The sequence below is a fragment of the Moorena sp. SIO4A1 genome (assembly GCF_010672065.1).
Taxonomy (GTDB): domain Bacteria; phylum Cyanobacteriota; class Cyanobacteriia; order Cyanobacteriales; family Coleofasciculaceae; genus Moorena.
This window is the reverse complement of sequence record NZ_JAAHHX010000044.1, coordinates 12,421-29,269: the sequence shown is the minus strand read 5'-3', so window position 1 is coordinate 29,269 and position 16,849 is coordinate 12,421. Positions and strand designations below refer to the sequence as shown.

The 16,849-nt window shown below is 42.5% G+C and carries 23 protein-coding genes and 2 pseudogenes; 11 read left to right on the top strand and 14 right to left on the bottom strand.

From position 1 onward, the window contains the following. Positions 1-132 precede the first annotated feature (132 nt). Positions 133-606 carry a superoxide dismutase, Ni gene (gene sodN, locus F6K53_RS24545; protein WP_075903032.1) on the bottom strand — a complete coding sequence of 158 codons (474 nt, stop codon included), beginning with the start codon at positions 604-606 and terminating at the stop codon, positions 133-135. A 189-nt stretch (positions 607-795) separates the two neighbouring features. Here sodN and F6K53_RS24540 point away from each other — a divergent pair, with 189 nt between their 5' ends. From F6K53_RS24540 to F6K53_RS24530, 3 genes and pseudogenes are all read left to right on the top strand, one after another. Next, positions 796-951, top strand: a complete 156-nt coding sequence (locus F6K53_RS24540) for a hypothetical protein (protein ID WP_293064437.1) — start codon at positions 796-798, stop codon at positions 949-951. A 351-nt stretch (positions 952-1,302) separates the two neighbouring features. Continuing rightward, positions 1,303-1,722, top strand: a pseudogene (locus F6K53_RS24535) (XisH family protein). Next, positions 1,707-2,060 (top strand): element excision factor XisI family protein, encoded by a 354-nt coding sequence (locus F6K53_RS24530; protein WP_293064439.1) that lies wholly within the window; start codon positions 1,707-1,709, stop codon positions 2,058-2,060. The pseudogene F6K53_RS24535 and the gene F6K53_RS24530 overlap by 16 nt, the downstream one beginning before the upstream one ends. Here F6K53_RS24530 and F6K53_RS24525 read toward each other — a convergent pair. Next, positions 2,057-2,197 (bottom strand): hypothetical protein, encoded by a 141-nt coding sequence (locus F6K53_RS24525; RefSeq protein WP_293064441.1) that lies wholly within the window; start codon positions 2,195-2,197, stop codon positions 2,057-2,059. The two genes, F6K53_RS24530 and F6K53_RS24525, sit on opposite strands and share 4 nt — an antisense overlap. Before the next feature lie 219 nt (positions 2,198-2,416). On the opposite strand from F6K53_RS24525, the gene F6K53_RS24520 reads away from it, so the two are divergent. Further along, positions 2,417-2,629: a hypothetical protein gene (locus tag F6K53_RS24520; RefSeq protein WP_293064443.1), complete on the top strand. Its 213-nt coding sequence runs from the start codon at positions 2,417-2,419 to the stop codon at positions 2,627-2,629. 82 nt (positions 2,630-2,711) lie between these two features. Further along, positions 2,712-4,937 carry an RNA degradosome polyphosphate kinase gene (locus tag F6K53_RS24515; protein WP_293082513.1) on the top strand — a complete coding sequence of 742 codons (2,226 nt, stop codon included), beginning with the start codon at positions 2,712-2,714 and terminating at the stop codon, positions 4,935-4,937. Between the two features lie 122 nt (positions 4,938-5,059). Here the strand turns inward: F6K53_RS24515 and F6K53_RS24510 are convergent, their stop codons facing one another. The 6 genes from F6K53_RS24510 to F6K53_RS24485 all read right to left on the bottom strand — a co-directional run bounded on the left by F6K53_RS24510 (position 5,060) and on the right by F6K53_RS24485 (position 9,915). Next, on the bottom strand, positions 5,060-5,743 hold the full coding sequence (locus F6K53_RS24510; RefSeq protein WP_293064447.1) for an HAD hydrolase-like protein: 684 nt from the start codon (positions 5,741-5,743) through the stop codon (positions 5,060-5,062). A 476-nt stretch (positions 5,744-6,219) separates the two neighbouring features. After that, the gene (locus F6K53_RS24505) at positions 6,220-8,145 is read right to left on the bottom strand and encodes a transketolase C-terminal domain-containing protein (RefSeq protein WP_293064449.1); all 1,926 of its coding nucleotides are present in this window, start codon (positions 8,143-8,145) and stop codon (positions 6,220-6,222) included. Positions 8,146-8,169: 24 nt separating this feature from the next. Continuing rightward, complete coding sequence (locus tag F6K53_RS24500) at positions 8,170-8,292, bottom strand: hypothetical protein (protein WP_293064452.1); 123 nt, start codon at positions 8,290-8,292, stop codon at positions 8,170-8,172. A gap of 255 nt (positions 8,293-8,547) precedes the next feature. Beyond that, positions 8,548-9,453 (bottom strand): acylneuraminate cytidylyltransferase family protein, encoded by a 906-nt coding sequence (locus F6K53_RS24495; RefSeq protein ID WP_293039277.1) that lies wholly within the window; start codon positions 9,451-9,453, stop codon positions 8,548-8,550. 57 nt (positions 9,454-9,510) lie between these two features. Beyond that, on the bottom strand, positions 9,511-9,666 hold the full coding sequence (locus tag F6K53_RS24490) for a hypothetical protein (protein WP_293039275.1): 156 nt from the start codon (positions 9,664-9,666) through the stop codon (positions 9,511-9,513). 54 nt (positions 9,667-9,720) lie between these two features. Further along, positions 9,721-9,915 carry a hypothetical protein gene (locus F6K53_RS24485; RefSeq protein WP_293082511.1) on the bottom strand — a complete coding sequence of 65 codons (195 nt, stop codon included), beginning with the start codon at positions 9,913-9,915 and terminating at the stop codon, positions 9,721-9,723. 308 nt (positions 9,916-10,223) lie between these two features. Here F6K53_RS24485 and F6K53_RS24480 point away from each other — a divergent pair, with 308 nt between their 5' ends. The 4 genes from F6K53_RS24480 (at position 10,224) to F6K53_RS24465 (ending at position 11,894) form a co-directional block, all read left to right on the top strand. Beyond that, a complete protein-coding gene (locus F6K53_RS24480; RefSeq protein ID WP_293020485.1) occupies positions 10,224-10,637 on the top strand; it encodes a hypothetical protein in 414 nt (137 codons plus the stop codon). A 47-nt stretch (positions 10,638-10,684) separates the two neighbouring features. Beyond that, positions 10,685-10,834: a hypothetical protein gene (locus tag F6K53_RS24475; RefSeq protein WP_293064457.1), complete on the top strand. Its 150-nt coding sequence runs from the start codon at positions 10,685-10,687 to the stop codon at positions 10,832-10,834. A 110-nt stretch (positions 10,835-10,944) separates the two neighbouring features. Beyond that, on the top strand, positions 10,945-11,286 hold the full coding sequence (locus F6K53_RS24470) for a hypothetical protein (protein WP_293082508.1): 342 nt from the start codon (positions 10,945-10,947) through the stop codon (positions 11,284-11,286). Between the two features lie 230 nt (positions 11,287-11,516). Further along, on the top strand, positions 11,517-11,894 hold the full coding sequence (locus F6K53_RS24465) for a hypothetical protein (RefSeq protein WP_293071573.1): 378 nt from the start codon (positions 11,517-11,519) through the stop codon (positions 11,892-11,894). Positions 11,895-11,983: 89 nt separating this feature from the next. Here F6K53_RS24465 and F6K53_RS24460 read toward each other — a convergent pair whose 3' ends face one another. Beyond that, complete coding sequence (locus F6K53_RS24460; protein ID WP_293071572.1) at positions 11,984-12,556, bottom strand: CAP family protein; 573 nt, start codon at positions 12,554-12,556, stop codon at positions 11,984-11,986. 427 nt (positions 12,557-12,983) lie between these two features. Continuing rightward, entirely contained in the window at positions 12,984-13,415 is a 432-nt protein-coding gene (locus tag F6K53_RS24455) for an alcohol dehydrogenase catalytic domain-containing protein (protein ID WP_293082505.1), read from the bottom strand. Positions 13,416-13,432: 17 nt separating this feature from the next. Here F6K53_RS24455 and F6K53_RS24450 point away from each other — a divergent pair, with 17 nt between their 5' ends. Continuing rightward, on the top strand, positions 13,433-13,597 hold the full coding sequence (locus F6K53_RS24450) for a hypothetical protein (protein WP_293071570.1): 165 nt from the start codon (positions 13,433-13,435) through the stop codon (positions 13,595-13,597). 106 nt (positions 13,598-13,703) lie between these two features. On the opposite strand, the pseudogene F6K53_RS24445 reads toward F6K53_RS24450, so the two are convergent. The 4 genes and pseudogenes from F6K53_RS24445 to F6K53_RS24430 form a co-directional block, all read right to left on the bottom strand. Next, a pseudogene (locus F6K53_RS24445) lies at positions 13,704-14,144 on the bottom strand (SLATT domain-containing protein); the annotation flags it as partial. A 94-nt stretch (positions 14,145-14,238) separates the two neighbouring features. Next, entirely contained in the window at positions 14,239-15,225 is a 987-nt protein-coding gene (locus F6K53_RS24440; protein WP_293071569.1) for a nucleotidyltransferase domain-containing protein, read from the bottom strand. 519 nt (positions 15,226-15,744) lie between these two features. Next, the gene (locus F6K53_RS24435; RefSeq protein WP_293071568.1) at positions 15,745-16,044 is read right to left on the bottom strand and encodes a helix-turn-helix transcriptional regulator; all 300 of its coding nucleotides are present in this window, start codon (positions 16,042-16,044) and stop codon (positions 15,745-15,747) included. A gap of 44 nt (positions 16,045-16,088) precedes the next feature. Further along, a complete protein-coding gene (locus F6K53_RS24430) occupies positions 16,089-16,493 on the bottom strand; it encodes a type II toxin-antitoxin system RelE/ParE family toxin (protein WP_293071567.1) in 405 nt (134 codons plus the stop codon). Between the two features lie 176 nt (positions 16,494-16,669). Here F6K53_RS24430 and F6K53_RS24425 point away from each other — a divergent pair, with 176 nt between their 5' ends. After that, positions 16,670-16,834, top strand: coding sequence for a hypothetical protein (locus tag F6K53_RS24425; protein WP_293071566.1), 165 nt, complete (start codon positions 16,670-16,672; stop codon positions 16,832-16,834). Positions 16,835-16,849: the final 15 nt, after the last annotated feature.

The window sequence follows — 16,849 nt, the reverse complement described above, 5'->3', positions numbered from 1 at the left end:
TGCTTTCTGCCTTCTACATTCTGCCTTCTACATTCTGCCTTCTACATTCTGCCTTCTACATTCTGCCTTCTACATTCTGCCTTCTACATTCTAAATTCTACATTCTTAATTCTACATTCTACATTCTGAGGTTTAGCTAGCTTTATACCAGACAATATCGCGATTCTTGGTTGCCCAGAAAATCTTGTGGATATTCTCTACTGCATCAAGTAGCTCATTGGCGTGCTCAAGGCTAACTTCCACCTTGCAGGCAGAGCATAACTTTGCGGCTTTCCAGAAGGTATCGTGTAGGTCTGGGAACTGCTCCAAGTGTACTGGCTTGAAATAGTCTGTCCACAGGATCAGTATTTCCTCTTTGGTCTTCTGAGCCTGCTCTTCCTTAATAGCAATGAACCGGGATAGGGTATTGTTGTAAGCAGCTAATGCTGGTTGATCATTACTCGCAGGTGGCTCAAGATCAAGGATCTTCTTGGTCATGGAGAGTACTGCCTCAGCGGTGATACGTGCAGCAGCTGGGTCATACACCCCGCAAGGTCCGTCGCAGTGGGCATGGACTTCTGGAGCAGGGAACCAGTCTTTGAGCTGGGCAATAACTTTTTTCAACATATTTTTTAGAGTTCGCTTGTGGTCAGAGCACATGGTAAATATCGGTAAGGGAGGAATAGCCCCAGGATAGCCAATGGCTAATTAGGGTTTTTGACAACCGACTAGACTAAGTTAGTTAACTAACTTAGTTAGCCCAATCTATTCCATCCCCCCCCTACCCATAGTAAGTTATAGCAAGTTGTGTTCTAAATGGATAGTAGATCTGAAGATATGGAATCGGGAATCGGGAATCGGGAGTCGGGAGTCGGGAAAGAGAGGGAAGTGTGGGGAGATGGGGAGATGGGGAGATGGGGACCCACCCCTAACCCCTCCCAGGAGGGGAATGGGGAGATGGGGAGATCTTAGGGACTTGCGTGTAAAAAAAATACCAATTCAAGTAGGGTGGGCAAAGTAATATTATCTAGAAGACTCATTTCAACCAAACTGTTTTTGCCCACCCTACAAGCTCAAAACTGGTATTTTATTTTTTTGCTACTCCCTTATATAGTTTTGCGATCGCGTAGCGGCTCTAAAGGAGCATCGCACCAGGAAACTCTCCTCATAGGCCACTTGACTCTGTGATCTGCTGTGGGTGGAGTTGCAACTGTTTTCAACTTTCAACTATGCTAAAATTTACGAAAGTAGCTCAGAGTATAAGTGTGGTAGCAGTCCAGCGCCATGATAATCGGGGATAAACCGAAGAAGCTTTCATAACTAATGTCTAGACGTGATGAGTTACATTTTTCCCTGCGCCGCACTCTCGAAAAAGACGGGTGGACGATTACTGATGACCCGTTCATATTAGTGTTAGGACAAACGCTCTTGAAAGCTGATTTAGGAGCCGAAAAGTTTTTCGCAGCTGAAAAAGAAGGACGTAAAATTGCAGTGGAAATTAAAGGCTTCGAGTCCCCTTCAGTCATTAATGAACTGTAAAAAACCATGGGACAGCTTCAGCTTTACCAATGGGCTTTGGAGATGCAAGAACCAGAACGGCAGTTGTTTCTCGCTATCAGTCAAGAAATTTATAGTAAACACTTCCAAAAAACTATTTTTCAGCTAGCCGTCGAGAGAAATAAAATTAACTTGTTAGTGTACGACCCAGAGCGGGAGGCTATTGTTCAATGGAGCAATCATTAAGCTATGCAGATATTTTGAAAAAAACGCTGCAAGAGGAAACTCGCGCCCAACCTCGCTTACAAGCGATTCGGATTTATCCTGTCTGCGATACTGATTCCGGTCACTTCTTGGTTCTGGCCACTGCCTGGGATAAGCAACGGTGGATTGACTCGATTCTGTTTCACGCTCGCTTGGTCGATAGCCAAGTCATTATTGAAGAAGATAACTTTGAGGAAGGGTTATCTTCTTCACTTATTGCCGCAGGTATTCCAGCAGAACATATTATTACTAGCCTGGATTATGAAGTTGATGCTAACCCAGTGATGGCGACCGCCTCCTCCGCCGGGGTAAGGTTTTAGGGATAGTAGATCTTAAGATAGGGAATCGGGAGTTGGGAATCGGGAGTCGGGAGCGGTGCGACCCCACGCTTTTTCAAAGCGAAGCCTGAACGCGCACCGTCGGGATAAGAAACTTGACTGTGGCTGAGTTGATCCAATCGGATTTTTATACTAGCGCTAGTTAATATCGTCCTATTGAATCTAGGGCGAGGGTTTTGCTTTCCCGTAGGGGCTCTTTTGGAGCATCGCACTGACTTCACTGAGTTGTAAAAGCAGTTTATTATACCAGATAACTATCCTAGCTAAAAATAAGTTTACAGTTATTAACATTACGTGTTACCTTAATTAAAAAATTAGACAAACTTCAACTTAGATTCATGAATAGTAAAGAGTTAGCGCAATATATAGAAGCTACTGACGGCATCTCCAAACCCTGGTTACTCGTGCAACTGCGTCTGAAGAAGCTTCAGGAGCGGCGCGCCACCCTATCATCGGAAGCTTATATCAGAGAACTAGAAGATATTCACCAGGATTTGATGAATTTAGGTCAGTGGTGGGTAGGTATAGAAGACGAAGTGTTCAATCCTTGAGGTTCGCTTAACGGTAGAATCTGGAAGACCATTCTCTCGTTGCGACAAAACAACCTGATCGAGTGGGTTAACTCTGAGGATCATGGGTAAAGCTAAAAAGAATAAGTCTGAATTTGAACAGACCACAGTTGAGCTTCAAAAGAATACGCCTGAATTTGAACAGACCACAGAACAGACCACAGAACAAACCACAGTTGAGGTTAATCTGAGTGACACTGACTATTACTTCAATCGAGAACTGAGCTGGTTGGAGTTCAATAACCGAGTATTACATGAAGCAACGGACCCCCGAACACCTCTGTTAGAGCGTCTGAAGTTCATGGCCATCTTTAGCTCCAACCTCGATGAATTCTTTATGGTGCGGGTGGCTGGTTTGAAACAACAGGTGCTAGCACAAGTTAGTAAACGGACACCTGATGGTCGGACACCCAGTGAACAACTCGATGCCATCAGAGTGCGCTTGTTACCGATGGTAACTCAACAGCATCAACACTTTGAACAGGAACTGCGACCGCTGCTAGCCAAAGCAGGGATTTACATTCTGGACTATGTGGACTTGAACCAGAAACAGCGGAATTACCTGGAAAACTACTATTCCGAGCAAATTTTTCCAGTTCTGACTCCCCTGGCTGTGGACCCCAGCCATCCCTTTCCTTACATGTCCAATCTCAGTCTGAATCTGGCGGTAGTGGTCAAAGACCCGGAAACGGGAGCAGAATTGTTTGCTCGGGTGAAAGTTCCTAGAGTCTTAAAGCGCTTTGTTCCCCTCCCGGAAAAATTGCAGCAACAACAGAATGGAAAAACGACTAGTTGGACTGGTGTTCCTCTCGAACAAATCATTGCCCATAATTTGGAGTCTCTGTTTCCAGGGATGAAGATTCAGGAGTGTCATCCCTTCCGCATTACCCGCAATGCTGATTTGACAGTAGAGGAGTACGAAGCAGATGACCTGCTGATAGCGATTGAAGAGGAACTACGGAAACGACGGTTTGGACGTTCTGCCGTGCGCATGGAAATTCCTGTGACTACCTCCAAGTTAGTCAGGCACACGCTGATGCGAGAGCTGGAACTTGAAGAAACCGATGTGTATGAATTTGAAGGTCTGTTGGCACTGGGTGACTTGATGTCGTTGATGGCATTGCCACGGCCAGAATTGAAAGACCCTGTGTGGGAACCAGTGGTGCCCCGACGCCTGCGCTTCCCTATAGGGGAAGAGAATGTGGAAGATATTTTCAGCGTGATTCGCAGTAGGGATTTGCTGGTACACCATCCTTATCATTCCTTTGGCGCAACGGTAGAACGCTTCATTACCCAGGCCGCTCAAGATCCAGATGTCTTAGCCATCAAAATGACCTTATATCGCACATCTGGTGACTCACCCATTATCGATGCCTTGATTAGAGCAGCAGAAAATGGTGACCAAGTGTCGGTGCTCATAGAACTAAAGGCTCGTTTTGATGAAGAAAATAATATCGTCTGGGCACGGAAGTTAGAACAGGCTGGAGTCCATGTGGTCTATGGTTTGGTGGGTTTAAAAACTCACACCAAAATTGTGCTGGTGGTGCGTCGGGAGGGAGATACAATTCGTCGGTATGTTCACATTGGGACGGGGAATTATAATTCTAAGACTGCCAAACTATATACTGATTTAGGACTATTGAGTTGTCGTGATGATTTAGGAGCAGATTTGACAGATTTGTTTAATTCTTTGACCGGTTACTCACGGCAAAAGTCTTATCGAAAGTTGTTGGTCGCACCATTTACTTTACGCGATCGCATGATCGAAATGATTCAGCGGGAGATTGAACATTGCCGCAACGGAGAAACAGGTCGTATTGTGGCCAAAATGAATTCCCTACTAGACCCCAAGATTATTACCGCCCTCTACAACGCCTCACAAGCTGGTGTAAAAATTGACTTGATTGTGCGGGGAATTTGTGGTCTGCGTCCTGGTCTTAAAGGAGTCAGTGAAAATATCCGTGTGGTGAGTGTCGTGGGTCGTTTTTTAGAACACTCACGGATTTTTTACTTCCAAAATCAGGGTCAAGAGGAAGTCTATATTGGCAGTGCGGACTGGATGCGTCGTAATTTGGATCGACGGGTAGAAGCAGTGACACCAGTGGAAGACCCAGAGATTACCAAAGATTTGGAAGAAATCCTGGCAATTATGTTAGCAGATAACCGGCAAGCTTGGGATTTACAGCCTGATGGCACCTATATCCAACGACAGCCAGCTCAAGGGGTTAAAGAAGAATCGGCTCATCAGATTTTGATGGACATGGCGTTGCAATCGTCAGGGATTGGATAGTGGGATAATTAAGAATGTAGAATTGAGAATTAAGAATTGAGAATTAAGAATTGAGAATTAATAATCTAGAATCTAGAATTATGCCTTCTGCCTTCTACATTCTACATTCTGCATTCTTAATTCTAAATTTTCAATCCAATCTTTTCCATAAATACTGTTGATGATGGCAAGGATGGTATAGTCCACCAGGGCTGATGTTCTTCTAGGGACTCCTGGTCATATTTACCAGTGGCAACTGCAATCACACGAGCACCAATGGCTTTGCCACAGTGAATGTCATGGGGAGTATCGCCAATCACGTAAGTTTTTTCCGATGGAATCACGCCATACTTTTCCGATGCGATCGCTAAAGCTTGTTGGGCAATATCAACTCTAGTTTCAGTTTTATCGGAAAATCCACCACCACTAAAGTAATCAGCCAAGCCATAATAGCTTAATTTTGCAAATGCTCCTGCTTCGATATTTCCTGTCAGCAACATGGAAACCACATCAGTTCGATCGTGCAAAGCATCTAGAATTTCGATTACCCCCTCCAGGACATATCCTTCTCGGCGGGGCAAACTTTGAGGCAAGTAGTTAACGTAGTATTTCAGTAGTTGATCCACCAATTTAGGTTCTGGGGACAAACCGTACTGCTTGATAATATTAGCGGCAATTATTGGGTCTGTCATGCCTGCAGTTTCTATATTTGTCAGTGAAACCGTTTCACCAATTACTTCACTGGCAGCCTCTTCTAGGGCAAATATCCCGGCTCGTTTTGTGGTTAATAAAGTGCCGTCAATGTCCCAAAATAAAACGGTAGTCATTACACTTCTATGGTACTAGAACTTGAGGCAATAGTTGTTAGTTAATTGCCGTTATTATTATAACATTTATTAATTAGTTTAGGTACATTCTTGATTTTAGGGAGCAGGGAGTAGGGAGTAGGGAGTAGGGAAGTCAGAAGTGGTATAGCGCTACGCGCAAGTTAGAAGTCAGAAGTCAGAAGTCAGAAGTCAGAAGTAAGCTAGGACTAGGTTTCGGAGTTTACAAATGTCCTAATCTTAATGGGTAGTGCTATAAAAAGATTTGTGTACCTTATAGGTATAACTCTTAATAAACAACGCTATACTTTATACTTCCTAGGTCATCCTTGAAATCCTATATAATTTATAATTATATCATGAAAACTAATCCTAATTTAGGAGAACATCAAAAACTACTCGGATATCTTGATACTGTTCCCTATTCCCTATTCCCTGTTCCCTTTTTATCTGAATCTTACGCAATTTAAATAACAAGGCTACATCATACTTTTATGAATCTCAAATGCTAAACTTTCAGCATCTAGCCGATGAGCACGAAGCACTTCCTGATTTTGACCGCATTTCGGAATATCAAATACTCCAAATTGCCTTACCTGTATTTGCCCAGACAATCCTAATTCTGCCAAACCACTTACAATCCGATCCCCCTGTCCTCCTATTACATAATGGTTATCTAGGGTAAAGACCCAGGAGTAACCTTGGAGGATTTGCTCCAACCAGTCTAAATCCACAAAATTTAGCCAAGGTAAATTCACCACTTTTAAGGTTATACCGTGATTCTGAGCCAATAACTGGGCAGCTTGATAGGCTTGTGGCAGCAGCACGGGACCGTAACCAAATAAAATAGCGTCTTGCCCCTCAGTTAAGGCAATCCCCTGACCCAACTCCAACTGATAATCCTCTGGCAATTGATAGGGAATCTGACAGGGTATCGAGACTAGCCTTATATAGCAACTACTGATAGTTCGATGCAAACAGTAGTCTAGAGCTAGGGATACTTCTGCTTCATTAGCTGGTTCAATCATCACCATATTCGGTATTGCTCCTAGGGCAGAAATATCCCTTACCGATTGGTGAGAATGACCAGGACCACCAGGTAGCAACCCAGCTAGGGAGCCAACATAAATAATCTTAGTCCGTTCGGTAGCATTATTATAGATTTGCTCATTGGGTCTGGTGGATAGGAAACAAGCAAAGGAATGCACAATGGGCAGTAACCCTTTCAGTGCCATCCCCCCGGCCTGGGATACCATATCTTGTTCGGCAATACCACACTCAAAGAACCGTTTCGGGAATTTGTCTTTAAAGGGAATCAACCCACAATCGAGCATTAAATCCGCATCGAGTACCACCAGGTCTTGATTCCGTTCTGCTTGGGCAACCAAAGCTTTGGAATAGGCACTAACCAGTCGTTGCGCTCCATCAACTACAGCAGGTTTGGCATAGGATAGCATCTCTACCCCTACGGGGGATGCTCCAATTTGTTCCAATTGGGTATTGGCAGCAGCAATTAGTTCTGCCACTCCCTTAGTATAGGCTTCATCATCCGGTGCGCCACTATGGAAGCGATATAAGTTGTCTTCTGGGTTGTCTTCTGGTTTGATGGCCGTATGTTCCATAAAGGAGATTCCTTTTCCCTTAATGGTGTCAGCAATCAGGATTTTGGGCCCTTTTGTGACTGCTTTCAATTTTGCGATCGCATTCCCTAAAGCCTTGACATTATTGCCATCACAGCGGTCCACATACCAGCCATAGGCCGCAAACTTCCGTTCCAAGTCCCCTAAGTCACTCACTTGGGACACCCAAGTATCGGACTGGATTTTATTATGATCCACAATCACAGTCATCTCATGGAGTCCCAGATTTGCTGCTGGTTGGAGAGACTCCCAAAACTGACCCTCCTGCAACTCCCCATCCCCAGTTAAGAGATAAACATTTCCCCCAGGGCCCATTAGCCGATTTGCTAGGATCATCCCCTTAGCCTTAGAAACCCCCATTCCCAAAGAACCAGTATTGGTTTCCAAGAACGGAATAGAAATATCTGGATGACCAGGAAGTCCATCTAGCCGCCTCAAGCTATGGATACGCTCAAACTCCAGCAAACCATGGCCAATCAAAACCGAGTACAAACCTGGTACATCGTGACCTTTAGAGGAAAAATAAATATCCCGTGGTTGATTAGAGTTAGTTTTCCTAACCCGTAATTCATTTAAAAACAGCCAACAAACAATATCTAAACTACTAAAACTACTACCAATATGCCCTGAACCCGCCTGTTTTATCATATATAAGGTATTGATTCGACAGTAGGTAGCAAAAAGCTCAGTATGAGTTTCGGGAGTAATGTCTAAATCCTTGAGGCGTTCAAACTCCCGAAACGGGACTAGAGATAGATTTGTCATTGGTTATTGGTTATTGGTTATTGGTCAGGTTTTGGGTTTTAGGGAGCAGGGAGTAGGGAGTAGGGAGCAGGGAATAGGTAACAGGCAAAAAATCCTGTGTACCTGATAGTTATGAAAAACGCTGTATACTATTATCTTAATTTTCAATGGATAACATTACAGCTTAATCTTTACCTTGGTTACTTGCTGATTTGATTATCCGCCATTTTTAACGTTAATTTTTAAAGTTAATCCAAAATAATTATAATCATTATTTAGCTATTATTTTTATTAATTCAAACTCCTAATTAAACTACTATAACTAATAGTATAGCGTTTCTGATAGTAATGAGGTACACAGTATTTTTACCCTGTTCCCTACTCCCTACTCCCTACTCCCTACTCCCTACCAAATTGAAAAAACTAAATTGGTTTCTGGGAGACGAGAGGTAAGTGAGCGTCTCCCTGTTCTATTAAATATTCCAGATACCACCAATCTTTCAAGTCATTAATATCTAATCCCTCATGATCATGGGTAATAAATGGCATAATCACCTTTCCAGCAATTGTATACTCTTCCAGCACTACTCTTGACCAAGCAATTTCCAAGCTAGCATTTTGCACATAGACCTCTGGCAACGCCTGATAGGGAGTACTATGCCAGGGGGTATGGGGGGTTGAAGGTTCAAGGTTGAAGGTTGAAGGTTGGGGGGTTGTTCGCGTAGTGTGGCCTTTTGGCCAAGGTTGGAGGTTGGGGGGTTGGGGGGTTGGGGGGTTGGGGGGTTGGAGGTTATGGTTAACCTGAGAATTGCCTAATTTAAGGGTGTTCTGCTCAAGCAACGGTTTCATCAGGTTGCCTTTGAGTACCCACATTTTTCCAGGATGCTGTTGGCATTTCTCTACTGCCCGTAAGGAGTCTACTTGATCAGCTTGAGCCAAAAACGCCTGCCAAGCTCGTTGAATGGTCTGTGGTTGGCGACAAGGACTGGTTGGTCGCAGGATGCTGAAGCAATCAAATTCTCGCCCAAGATCACTCAAATGCCTCAGGGTGTAATCAATCCACTCAATATCTGGTGACTTGTCGGTAGCATACTCTGGCGATCGCAAAAATGGTACCTCAGCGCTATAGTAACGAGCAATTTCCGCCACCTCCTCTGAGTCAGTGGAAACAATCACTGCTGAAAACACTTGGCTTTGGGTTGCAGCAGCAATAGTATAAGCAATTAACGGATGCCCTTTTAAACGACGAATATTTTTACCAGGTACTCGTTTGGAACCAGCTCGGGCTGGAATCAGGGCAACTACTGTCGGAGTTTTAGAATCTACCAATTTTCCTGATCTTAGACAATAATCTTGCTGGCAAATTTTTGATCACCACTTTATAGTTTACAGAAATAGGGAATAGGGAGTCGGGAGTCGGGAGTCGGGAGTCGGGAGTCGGGAGTCGGGAGTCGGGAGTCGGGAGTCGGGAGTCGGGAGTCGGGAATCGGGAGTAGTAGGAAAGAAATAGGAGTAATTTTTGGTTTTATAATAAATCACCATTGCAGTTAATTAGCTATTAGTAAATAATATATTTAATTCTTGTCAATATTGATATTATTCTTGTATAATTATTGTAGCAGTAATCAAATATTTTAGGTACAATTTACTAGGGTTTATGGAGTAGTAATTAGGGCATAATAATTGCCCCTGACTACCGTGAAGTAAATCCCACATGACTTCCTTAATAAGGGAAGAAACTTGTTCGCGTAGCGTGGCCTTTTGGCCAAGGTAAATCATCTGGTAAATCATAAGTAGTAAAAAAACGTTCTAATAGAGCAATGGTAAAAATTAACAGTCATAGCTTGTAATCGCAAATCACACCATAAAAATCACACAATAAACAGAATCTGCACTAGCTACCTGTAGGGTGGGCAAAACCTTGCCCACCCTACAAATGGAGTCTGTGCGTAAGTCCTGAATCAGAAGGATAGCGGTGATACTACTTATGATTTACACAGAATTTTGACCCTATTCCCTGTTCCCTATTACCTAAAATCCAAAACGTACTTCAAGCAATTGATAACTGCAATCGTAAACATTATCTTGCAGCAAAGCAAATGACAAACTCAGACCAGTTTGATACCCGTTTCAACCTTTTACTAACTGCCTTCGAGCGCACCAACCAACAGATTGAACAGCTTGGTCACAGGATTGATGCTGTCACCCAACAGATTGAACAGCTTGGTCACAGAACCGATTCTAATGCTCGTGCTATCGAGCAGACCAACCAAAAGATTGAACAACTTGGTCACAGGATCGATTCTAATGCTCGTGCCATTGAAGCTCTAACCAATACTGTCCATGAGTTCAAACGCGATCGCGCTCAAGCATACTCTTTGATGGCAGATTTAGCTCAAAATCAATCCCGAATGTATGGCATGATGGCCAACTTAGATGAGCGACAGGAACAACTGTCTAACCGACAGGGTGAGATTGTGGAAATTCTGAAGTTATTGACTAAATCTAATTAGGATGCGCGAACCACTAGCGTAAGCATTTAGCTATCAGCTAAAGGCCTTTGGCCACGCTACGCGAACAGCTATCAGCTAAAGGCCTTTGGCCACGCTACGCGAACAGCTATCAGCTAAAGGCCTTTGGCCACGCTACGCGAACAGCTATCAGCCTATGGGCTACAGATGGTGCTACTATTCGCGCAGCATGCCCGTAGCGCAATTGGTGCTTTTGAAGAAAATAAGCTGACCGCTGACCGCTGACCGCTGACTGCTGACCGCTGACTGCTGATAGCTGTTGAGAAAACACTAAACACTATTGCAGCAAATGACAAACTCAGACCAGTTTGATACCCGTTTCAACCTTTTACTAACTGCGATCGAGCAGATTAGCCAACAGATTGAACAGCTTCGTCAAAGAACCGATTCGAATGCTCGTGCTATTGAAGCCCTAACCGATACTGTTCATGAGTTCAAACGGGATCGCTCTCAACTGTATTCTGTGATGGCTAATTTAGCACAATCTCAGTCTAATTTATTTCAATCTCAGGCTAATTTAGCGGACAGTCAATCCCGAATGTATGGCGTGATGGAAAATTTAGATGAGCGACAGGAACAACTTTCTCAGGGACAGGAGCAACTGTCTAACCGACAGGGTGAGATTGTATAAATTCTGAAGTTATTGACTAAATCTAATTAAGATGCGCGAACCACTAGCCTAAGCATTTAGCTATCAGTAATCAGCTATCAGCTATCAGCCTATGGCCTACAGATGGTGCTACTGTTCGCGCAGCGTGCCCGTAGCGCAATTGGTGCTTTTGAAGAAAATAAGCTGACCGCTGACCGCTGACCGCTGACTGCTGATAGCTCTTGAAAAAACACTAAACACTATTGCAGTAAATGACAAATTCAGACCAGTTTGATACCCGTTTTAACCGTTTACTAACTGCTATTGAGCGCATCGACCAACAGATTGAACGGATCAGCCAACAGCTCGAAGAGCTTCGTCAAAGAACCGATTCTAATGCTCGTGCTATCGACGCTCTAACCGATACTGTCAGTGAATTGAAACGCGATCGCTCTCGACTGTATTCTGTGATGGCCGATTTAGCAAACTCTCAGTCTAATTTAGCTCAAAGTCAATCCCGAATGTATGGCATAATGGAGAACTTAGATGAGCGACAAGAACAACTCTCTCAGCGACAGGAACAACTGTCTAACCGACAGGGGGAGATTGTAGAAATTCTGAAATTATTGACTAAATCTCAAGCAGGGTAAATCTAAGCTATCAGCCGTCAGGATTCAGCGGTCAGCTGAGGACTGATAGCTGATAGCTTAAGCAAAAATAGTGGGACGGTCACCGTAAGCTAAGGTGCCATAACGTTATTAGGAAACTGCCCAAGCACATTACCCGCAGGCCCATATTGGCAGACGACATAGAAGGCGTTATATTGTCTACCTTGAATAGTTTTGACGCCCTGGGCTGCACCACACCCTAATTGGGTACTATTCTTCCATACCACCTGAGTAAAATGCCCGGTCTTTCCAGAAAACCCTGGATTGGCATAGTCATAGTCAGAAACCTCTTGGTACCAGTTAGTCACTGCTTGGTTCCCTAGGGTAGCTGTGTCTACAGACGATGCTGTGGTATAGGAGACAAAGAGATTTTCTCCCACATTGGTTTTACTGTGTTGGAAAATGCCATTGCTTGCCAGATGATTCGCCCAGCTTTGAGCACTGTTGTTGAGAGAACTACTCAGGGTCATATTAGGACTATGATGGGTGCTCCGATAAGTATTGTGCTTAGACAAACTTGTGCTGCGCAATGTACTTAAGTTTATTCCTCTTTGCCCCATAACTGAGTTACTATTGATTATCCCCAAAGGAATTATCGTTGCCAAGCCGACATAAACAACCCTCAAGAATTGCTTCCGATTCATGGACTTACTCCTGACTAGGTAGGGAAAAAATTTTTATGTCTCATGTCACAAACCAATAGACCTCTATGCAGCAAATAAAGTTCCACATTGTCGGATGTTTCTGGCGAAATATAAGTTAACATCCAAAACACTGATTCTGCCGTTGATTACGTTACAAAACTATAAAAATTTTTTCGACTATTACAGGGAATATCAAGGCTTTCAGCGTGTTAAGAAATGTTTGGCCAGCAGTATCAATTTTGGCGTTGCTGAATTAAGGAATGAATCCGCGATCATCTGGTTTTATTAAAGCCCCCTAAATCCCCCGAGCGAGGGATTGCTCGCTGGGGGGCTAGGGGGGCGAAACCATACCCAGAATCAGCAACGCCATTCATTTTGCCTGTTCGGGGATCTTTTGGTGCGGGCATCCTGCCCACTCTACGAATATTCATTCAAAGACCCCGAGGCAGTCGAACAGGATTTCCCAAGCAGTAATGGAGGTCAGTGGAAAACCCGCTGCTTCCGCAAAACCCAGGGATTTCGGCTTTTTCCCGACAATCCGCTCATCAACGGCATGGAGCTCGGAGTTGGTGCCCGGTCGAGTGATATCACCGGCATAATAGACTTCATCACCTACTTTAAATTTACTGACATCGCTGCCAACTTCTCGAACAACACCTGCGGCATCATAGCCAATGATCTTGGTGCCCTTTTCCGGTGCCATCTTGGCGCGCACTTTCACGTCCACAGGATTGACCGAAATTCCCCGGACCTCCACCAACAGGTCATGTGGCCCTAATTCCGGTGTTTCGGTTTCAAATTCGATCAGCGCGTCTGGTGCAGTGATTGGTCCAGGCTGATTATATCCTATGGCTTTCATATCTTGGTTTTCCTTTTATGATCAATGCCGCCGATTCGATTGTATTGCAGTTTTTAGTTGAAAACTGCCGCACTGCCCACCCTACATCAACTTATGGGAAAACTTGGGAGAAAGCCTGTGATTATCATCCGGATGCTAACAAGCTTGATGATTTGGCACGATTGTTGTCGGAGAACAGATGATGGTTGAGAGTTAAGTTTATGACTCTATTCAATTAGTTTGTGAAAGTATAAATATTGAATTATATTAGTTTTTTTTATGTAGATCAGTAGGTAAAAAACGATCTATTTATTCATCTGATAAAGTCATTTCTTCTCCTTGATTAATTTTTCCATTTTGATTGAGAGCCTTTCCAGCTTGGATATATGCTTTTGCATTTGTTCTGGGTGCATTTTTGTAAATCAGGTTTAATTGTTGTTGTAATTCATCTCGTTGAGTCTTAATATCATCAACTTTGATAATTCCTGACTTTATATCTGCTAGTAATGAAATATATAGTTCTCGGATATTCCAGAGTTGGTGAGCAGCTACTGCATGGTCTTTTGAAGATTTTTGTAGATCATAATCTTTTGTATAAATTTGAATAACCAATAAAATTGTTGATAATATAGCAGCAACAATAGTACCCATATCATGATTTTGAAAAATACTGATCAACAAACTTGTCGTAACTAAAGCAGATAAGATAATTTCACTTATTTTTAGTCTATCTAGGTTATCTTTATAAAGATTCGAGCATTTTTAATGAATTTTTTGAGTCCAAACAACACGCCCAAAACATTCACGAATTTGAGACTCTAAAATCTTAACTGCATTAGAATATTCATTCTGGGAATGATGTTCCATAAATTTCTCTCCATTTTTGTATTGCAGAATAATTCCTATTCTTTAATTGATATTTTATGGCTTCTAATGTAATTAGATAGCACTGTTTAGCCTTGTACTCAAACTTTCCTTTTCTGTAAATATGTTGATTACTACCCACAGCAGACCAGTATTTTTGAGTTTGAGTTTGATTTGATAAATATTTTAAAAAATCTCTACTCATCAAGTCATAGAAAATATAAGATTGATATTTATATTGCAAACTTCTCAAGAAATTATTAGCTAAAGTATCAATTAAAAGCCCTCCCATTGGGACATTCCATTCTTTTTTCCATGCTCTTGCCATTCTACATAAGTTAATCAAGTTTCCATTCATTAATTTATCATTCTCTTTAATAGTTTTAATTTCTGGTCTAGGATTAGTATTTTTCCAACTTCCTCCATTATTAGAATCTGGATAACGAAAACTACTGTCCTTACATTCAAAAGCAGGAACAACTTCAAATTTTATCCCATCTGTGAATTGAATTACTACTACTTGTCCATCTCCACCTATATCGGTTCTAGAATAGGTGGCTTGTAATGATTTTTTTACGGATTGTAAAAGTGCTGATTGACCATTAGATTGGTAACTATTATATTGACGATATAAATCAGGAGGCAAAATAAATATAATGTCTAAATCGCTAAAACCTTTAACGGCTGTTCCTCTACCATAAGATCCTACATAAATACTATGTTTTACTTGATAATTAATTTTCCAAAAGTCTAGATTTAGCCTTTGAGTTATCCGTTCATAACGGTCTGAAATTGTGCTGCGAGTACTCTGTGGAACCTTTAAATTGTTGCAAAGGTTATTGAATTGATTAGCTACAGACATTGAATCAGTCCCCCGAATACTATTCATATCTTCAGCAGTCAATATTTGCCAAGCCAAAATACTAAATAATTCCTTAGCTCTACTGTTGATCCCTTGGCAATCCATTATTTAGGTTGGCAATAGAAGCCTCATAAATTATAAGGAATCTATCATGACATTACCAAATACACCCCTATATTATAACAAATTATCCTAATGGTTTACCCCACCACTTCCAATACTCCTTATTAAACGGCGATTTCCACCTTTGAATCAATGCCTGTTCAAGCGCTGCCGTGCCTTCCTATCTGTTGCGTATCCCACGCTGTATTCACAAAGGTTTCAAGTTGATGCTTTCGGTTCATGATGATGTAGTTATCGATGTAGGTTTATTGGTGACAAATTAAGAATGAATGCAATTTGTCACCAATGATCGGGAATTGGGAATTTGGTCACCTGGGTTCGCACCTTCTCAGTTGCTTAGGGTGCATTAGGGACGGACTCGCTCTGACTTCCTCCTATCAAGTCTTGGGAAAAACCCTCTAGTAACGCACCACTTTATCTTCATGCCTTGATTCAGCAACAATGAAAGGGAAAGCGATCGCGTGTTATCGAATTTCAGTAATCAGGGTTCAGTTAATGGGATCAAGGTTTAACCAGGGGAGTAAATTTAAGTTCCATAGCATAACCAGCACTAGCTGCTAATTTGGCAAGGGTTTGCAATTTGGGAACTTGTTTTCCCGATTCAATTCTTGCTAATTGAGATTGCTTCATACCTAAGCGCTGAGCAAATTCTCGTTGAGTTAGACCAGTAGCAGCTCTGATGGCAATAACCTGACTAGCAATATTAAACTCAAATTCTAGAGCTTCATACTCGGCTTTAACTTCTGGATTTGCTAGAACTTGCGATCGAACATCATCCCACTTAATTGTCTTTGCACTCATTTTTTCTTCCTCCTATTTTGGCACTTACTTTGCCGATTGCTCAATTAATTATTTTCCTGTGCTAAAAATTCCGCTCTACGAGATTCGGCAATTTCAATTTCTTTGGCTGGTGTTTTCTGAGTCTTTTTCTGAAAACCATGCAGTAAAATGAAACGCCTACCTGTATAAGCAAAATAAAAAATTCTATAAATATTTGTTTTCTGTTCTACACGAATTTCAAATAGCTTCGAGTTTTTTATGGGACGCACATGGGGCATTCCTAAAGAAATACCATGTTCCTGGAGAAGTTTAAATATACGAGCAAATTTGGCCTGTACCTTAGTGTCTTGTTCAAAGAACCAATCTAAGGGAGGGGAACTACCATTTGCTAATTGGTAAAACTCAACTTTCCATTGCAAAATTTTAACTATTGCTAGTTTGATAACACTAATGTTATCAAACTTTGCCATACTATGTCAACTAGGAAGTTTCACCTTACTTAGAATTGGGGGATTAGGGGGCGTTGCGTCAGTCCCCCAGATTCATCCTTTGGTGGGCAGTGCCTAAAACAAGTGTACCCAAGCAAATCAATCTCACGGCGGCACTGCCCACCCTACTCTTTCTGTGATTAATCCTTTGGTGGGCAGTGCCTAAAACAAGTGTACCCAAACACATCAATCTTACTGCTGCACTGCCCACCCTACTACTTTGGTGGGCAGTGCCTAAAAACGCGATGCTCGGTACGAGCCGCTACGCGATCGCAAGCACATCAATCTCACGGCGGCACTGCCCAGCCTACTATTTTCTGTGATTAATCCTTTGGTGG

Excerpts from the sequence above, each read along its gene's own strand:
- F6K53_RS24510 (WP_293064447.1), bottom strand. The coding sequence starts at position 5,743 with ATGACTACCGTTTTATTTTGGGACATTGACGGCACTTTATTAACCACA.
- F6K53_RS24465 (WP_293071573.1), top strand. The coding sequence starts at position 11,517 with ATGACAAATTCAGACCAGTTTGATACCCGTTTTAACCGTTTACTAACT.
- F6K53_RS24515 (WP_293082513.1), top strand. The coding sequence starts at position 2,712 with ATGGGTAAAGCTAAAAAGAATAAGTCTGAATTTGAACAGACCACAGTT.
- F6K53_RS24540 (WP_293064437.1), top strand. The coding sequence starts at position 796 with ATGGATAGTAGATCTGAAGATATGGAATCGGGAATCGGGAATCGGGAG.
- F6K53_RS24435 (WP_293071568.1), bottom strand. The coding sequence starts at position 16,044 with ATGAGTGCAAAGACAATTAAGTGGGATGATGTTCGATCGCAAGTTCTA.
- F6K53_RS24455 (WP_293082505.1), bottom strand. The coding sequence starts at position 13,415 with ATGAAAGCCATAGGATATAATCAGCCTGGACCAATCACTGCACCAGAC.
- F6K53_RS24460 (WP_293071572.1), bottom strand. The coding sequence starts at position 12,556 with ATGAATCGGAAGCAATTCTTGAGGGTTGTTTATGTCGGCTTGGCAACG.
- F6K53_RS24430 (WP_293071567.1), bottom strand. The coding sequence starts at position 16,493 with ATGGCAAAGTTTGATAACATTAGTGTTATCAAACTAGCAATAGTTAAA.
- sodN (WP_075903032.1), bottom strand. The coding sequence starts at position 606 with ATGTTGAAAAAAGTTATTGCCCAGCTCAAAGACTGGTTCCCTGCTCCA.
- F6K53_RS24485 (WP_293082511.1), bottom strand. The coding sequence starts at position 9,915 with ATGATTTACCAGATGATTTACCTTGGCCAAAAGGCCACGCTACGCGAA.
- F6K53_RS24505 (WP_293064449.1), bottom strand. The coding sequence starts at position 8,145 with ATGACAAATCTATCTCTAGTCCCGTTTCGGGAGTTTGAACGCCTCAAG.
- F6K53_RS24470 (WP_293082508.1), top strand. The coding sequence starts at position 10,945 with ATGACAAACTCAGACCAGTTTGATACCCGTTTCAACCTTTTACTAACT.
- F6K53_RS24450 (WP_293071570.1), top strand. The coding sequence starts at position 13,433 with ATGATCAATGCCGCCGATTCGATTGTATTGCAGTTTTTAGTTGAAAAC.
- F6K53_RS24480 (WP_293020485.1), top strand. The coding sequence starts at position 10,224 with ATGACAAACTCAGACCAGTTTGATACCCGTTTCAACCTTTTACTAACT.
- F6K53_RS24440 (WP_293071569.1), bottom strand. The coding sequence starts at position 15,225 with ATGGATTGCCAAGGGATCAACAGTAGAGCTAAGGAATTATTTAGTATT.
- F6K53_RS24490 (WP_293039275.1), bottom strand. The coding sequence starts at position 9,666 with ATGGTGATTTATTATAAAACCAAAAATTACTCCTATTTCTTTCCTACT.
- F6K53_RS24520 (WP_293064443.1), top strand. The coding sequence starts at position 2,417 with ATGAATAGTAAAGAGTTAGCGCAATATATAGAAGCTACTGACGGCATC.
- F6K53_RS24530 (WP_293064439.1), top strand. The coding sequence starts at position 1,707 with ATGGAGCAATCATTAAGCTATGCAGATATTTTGAAAAAAACGCTGCAA.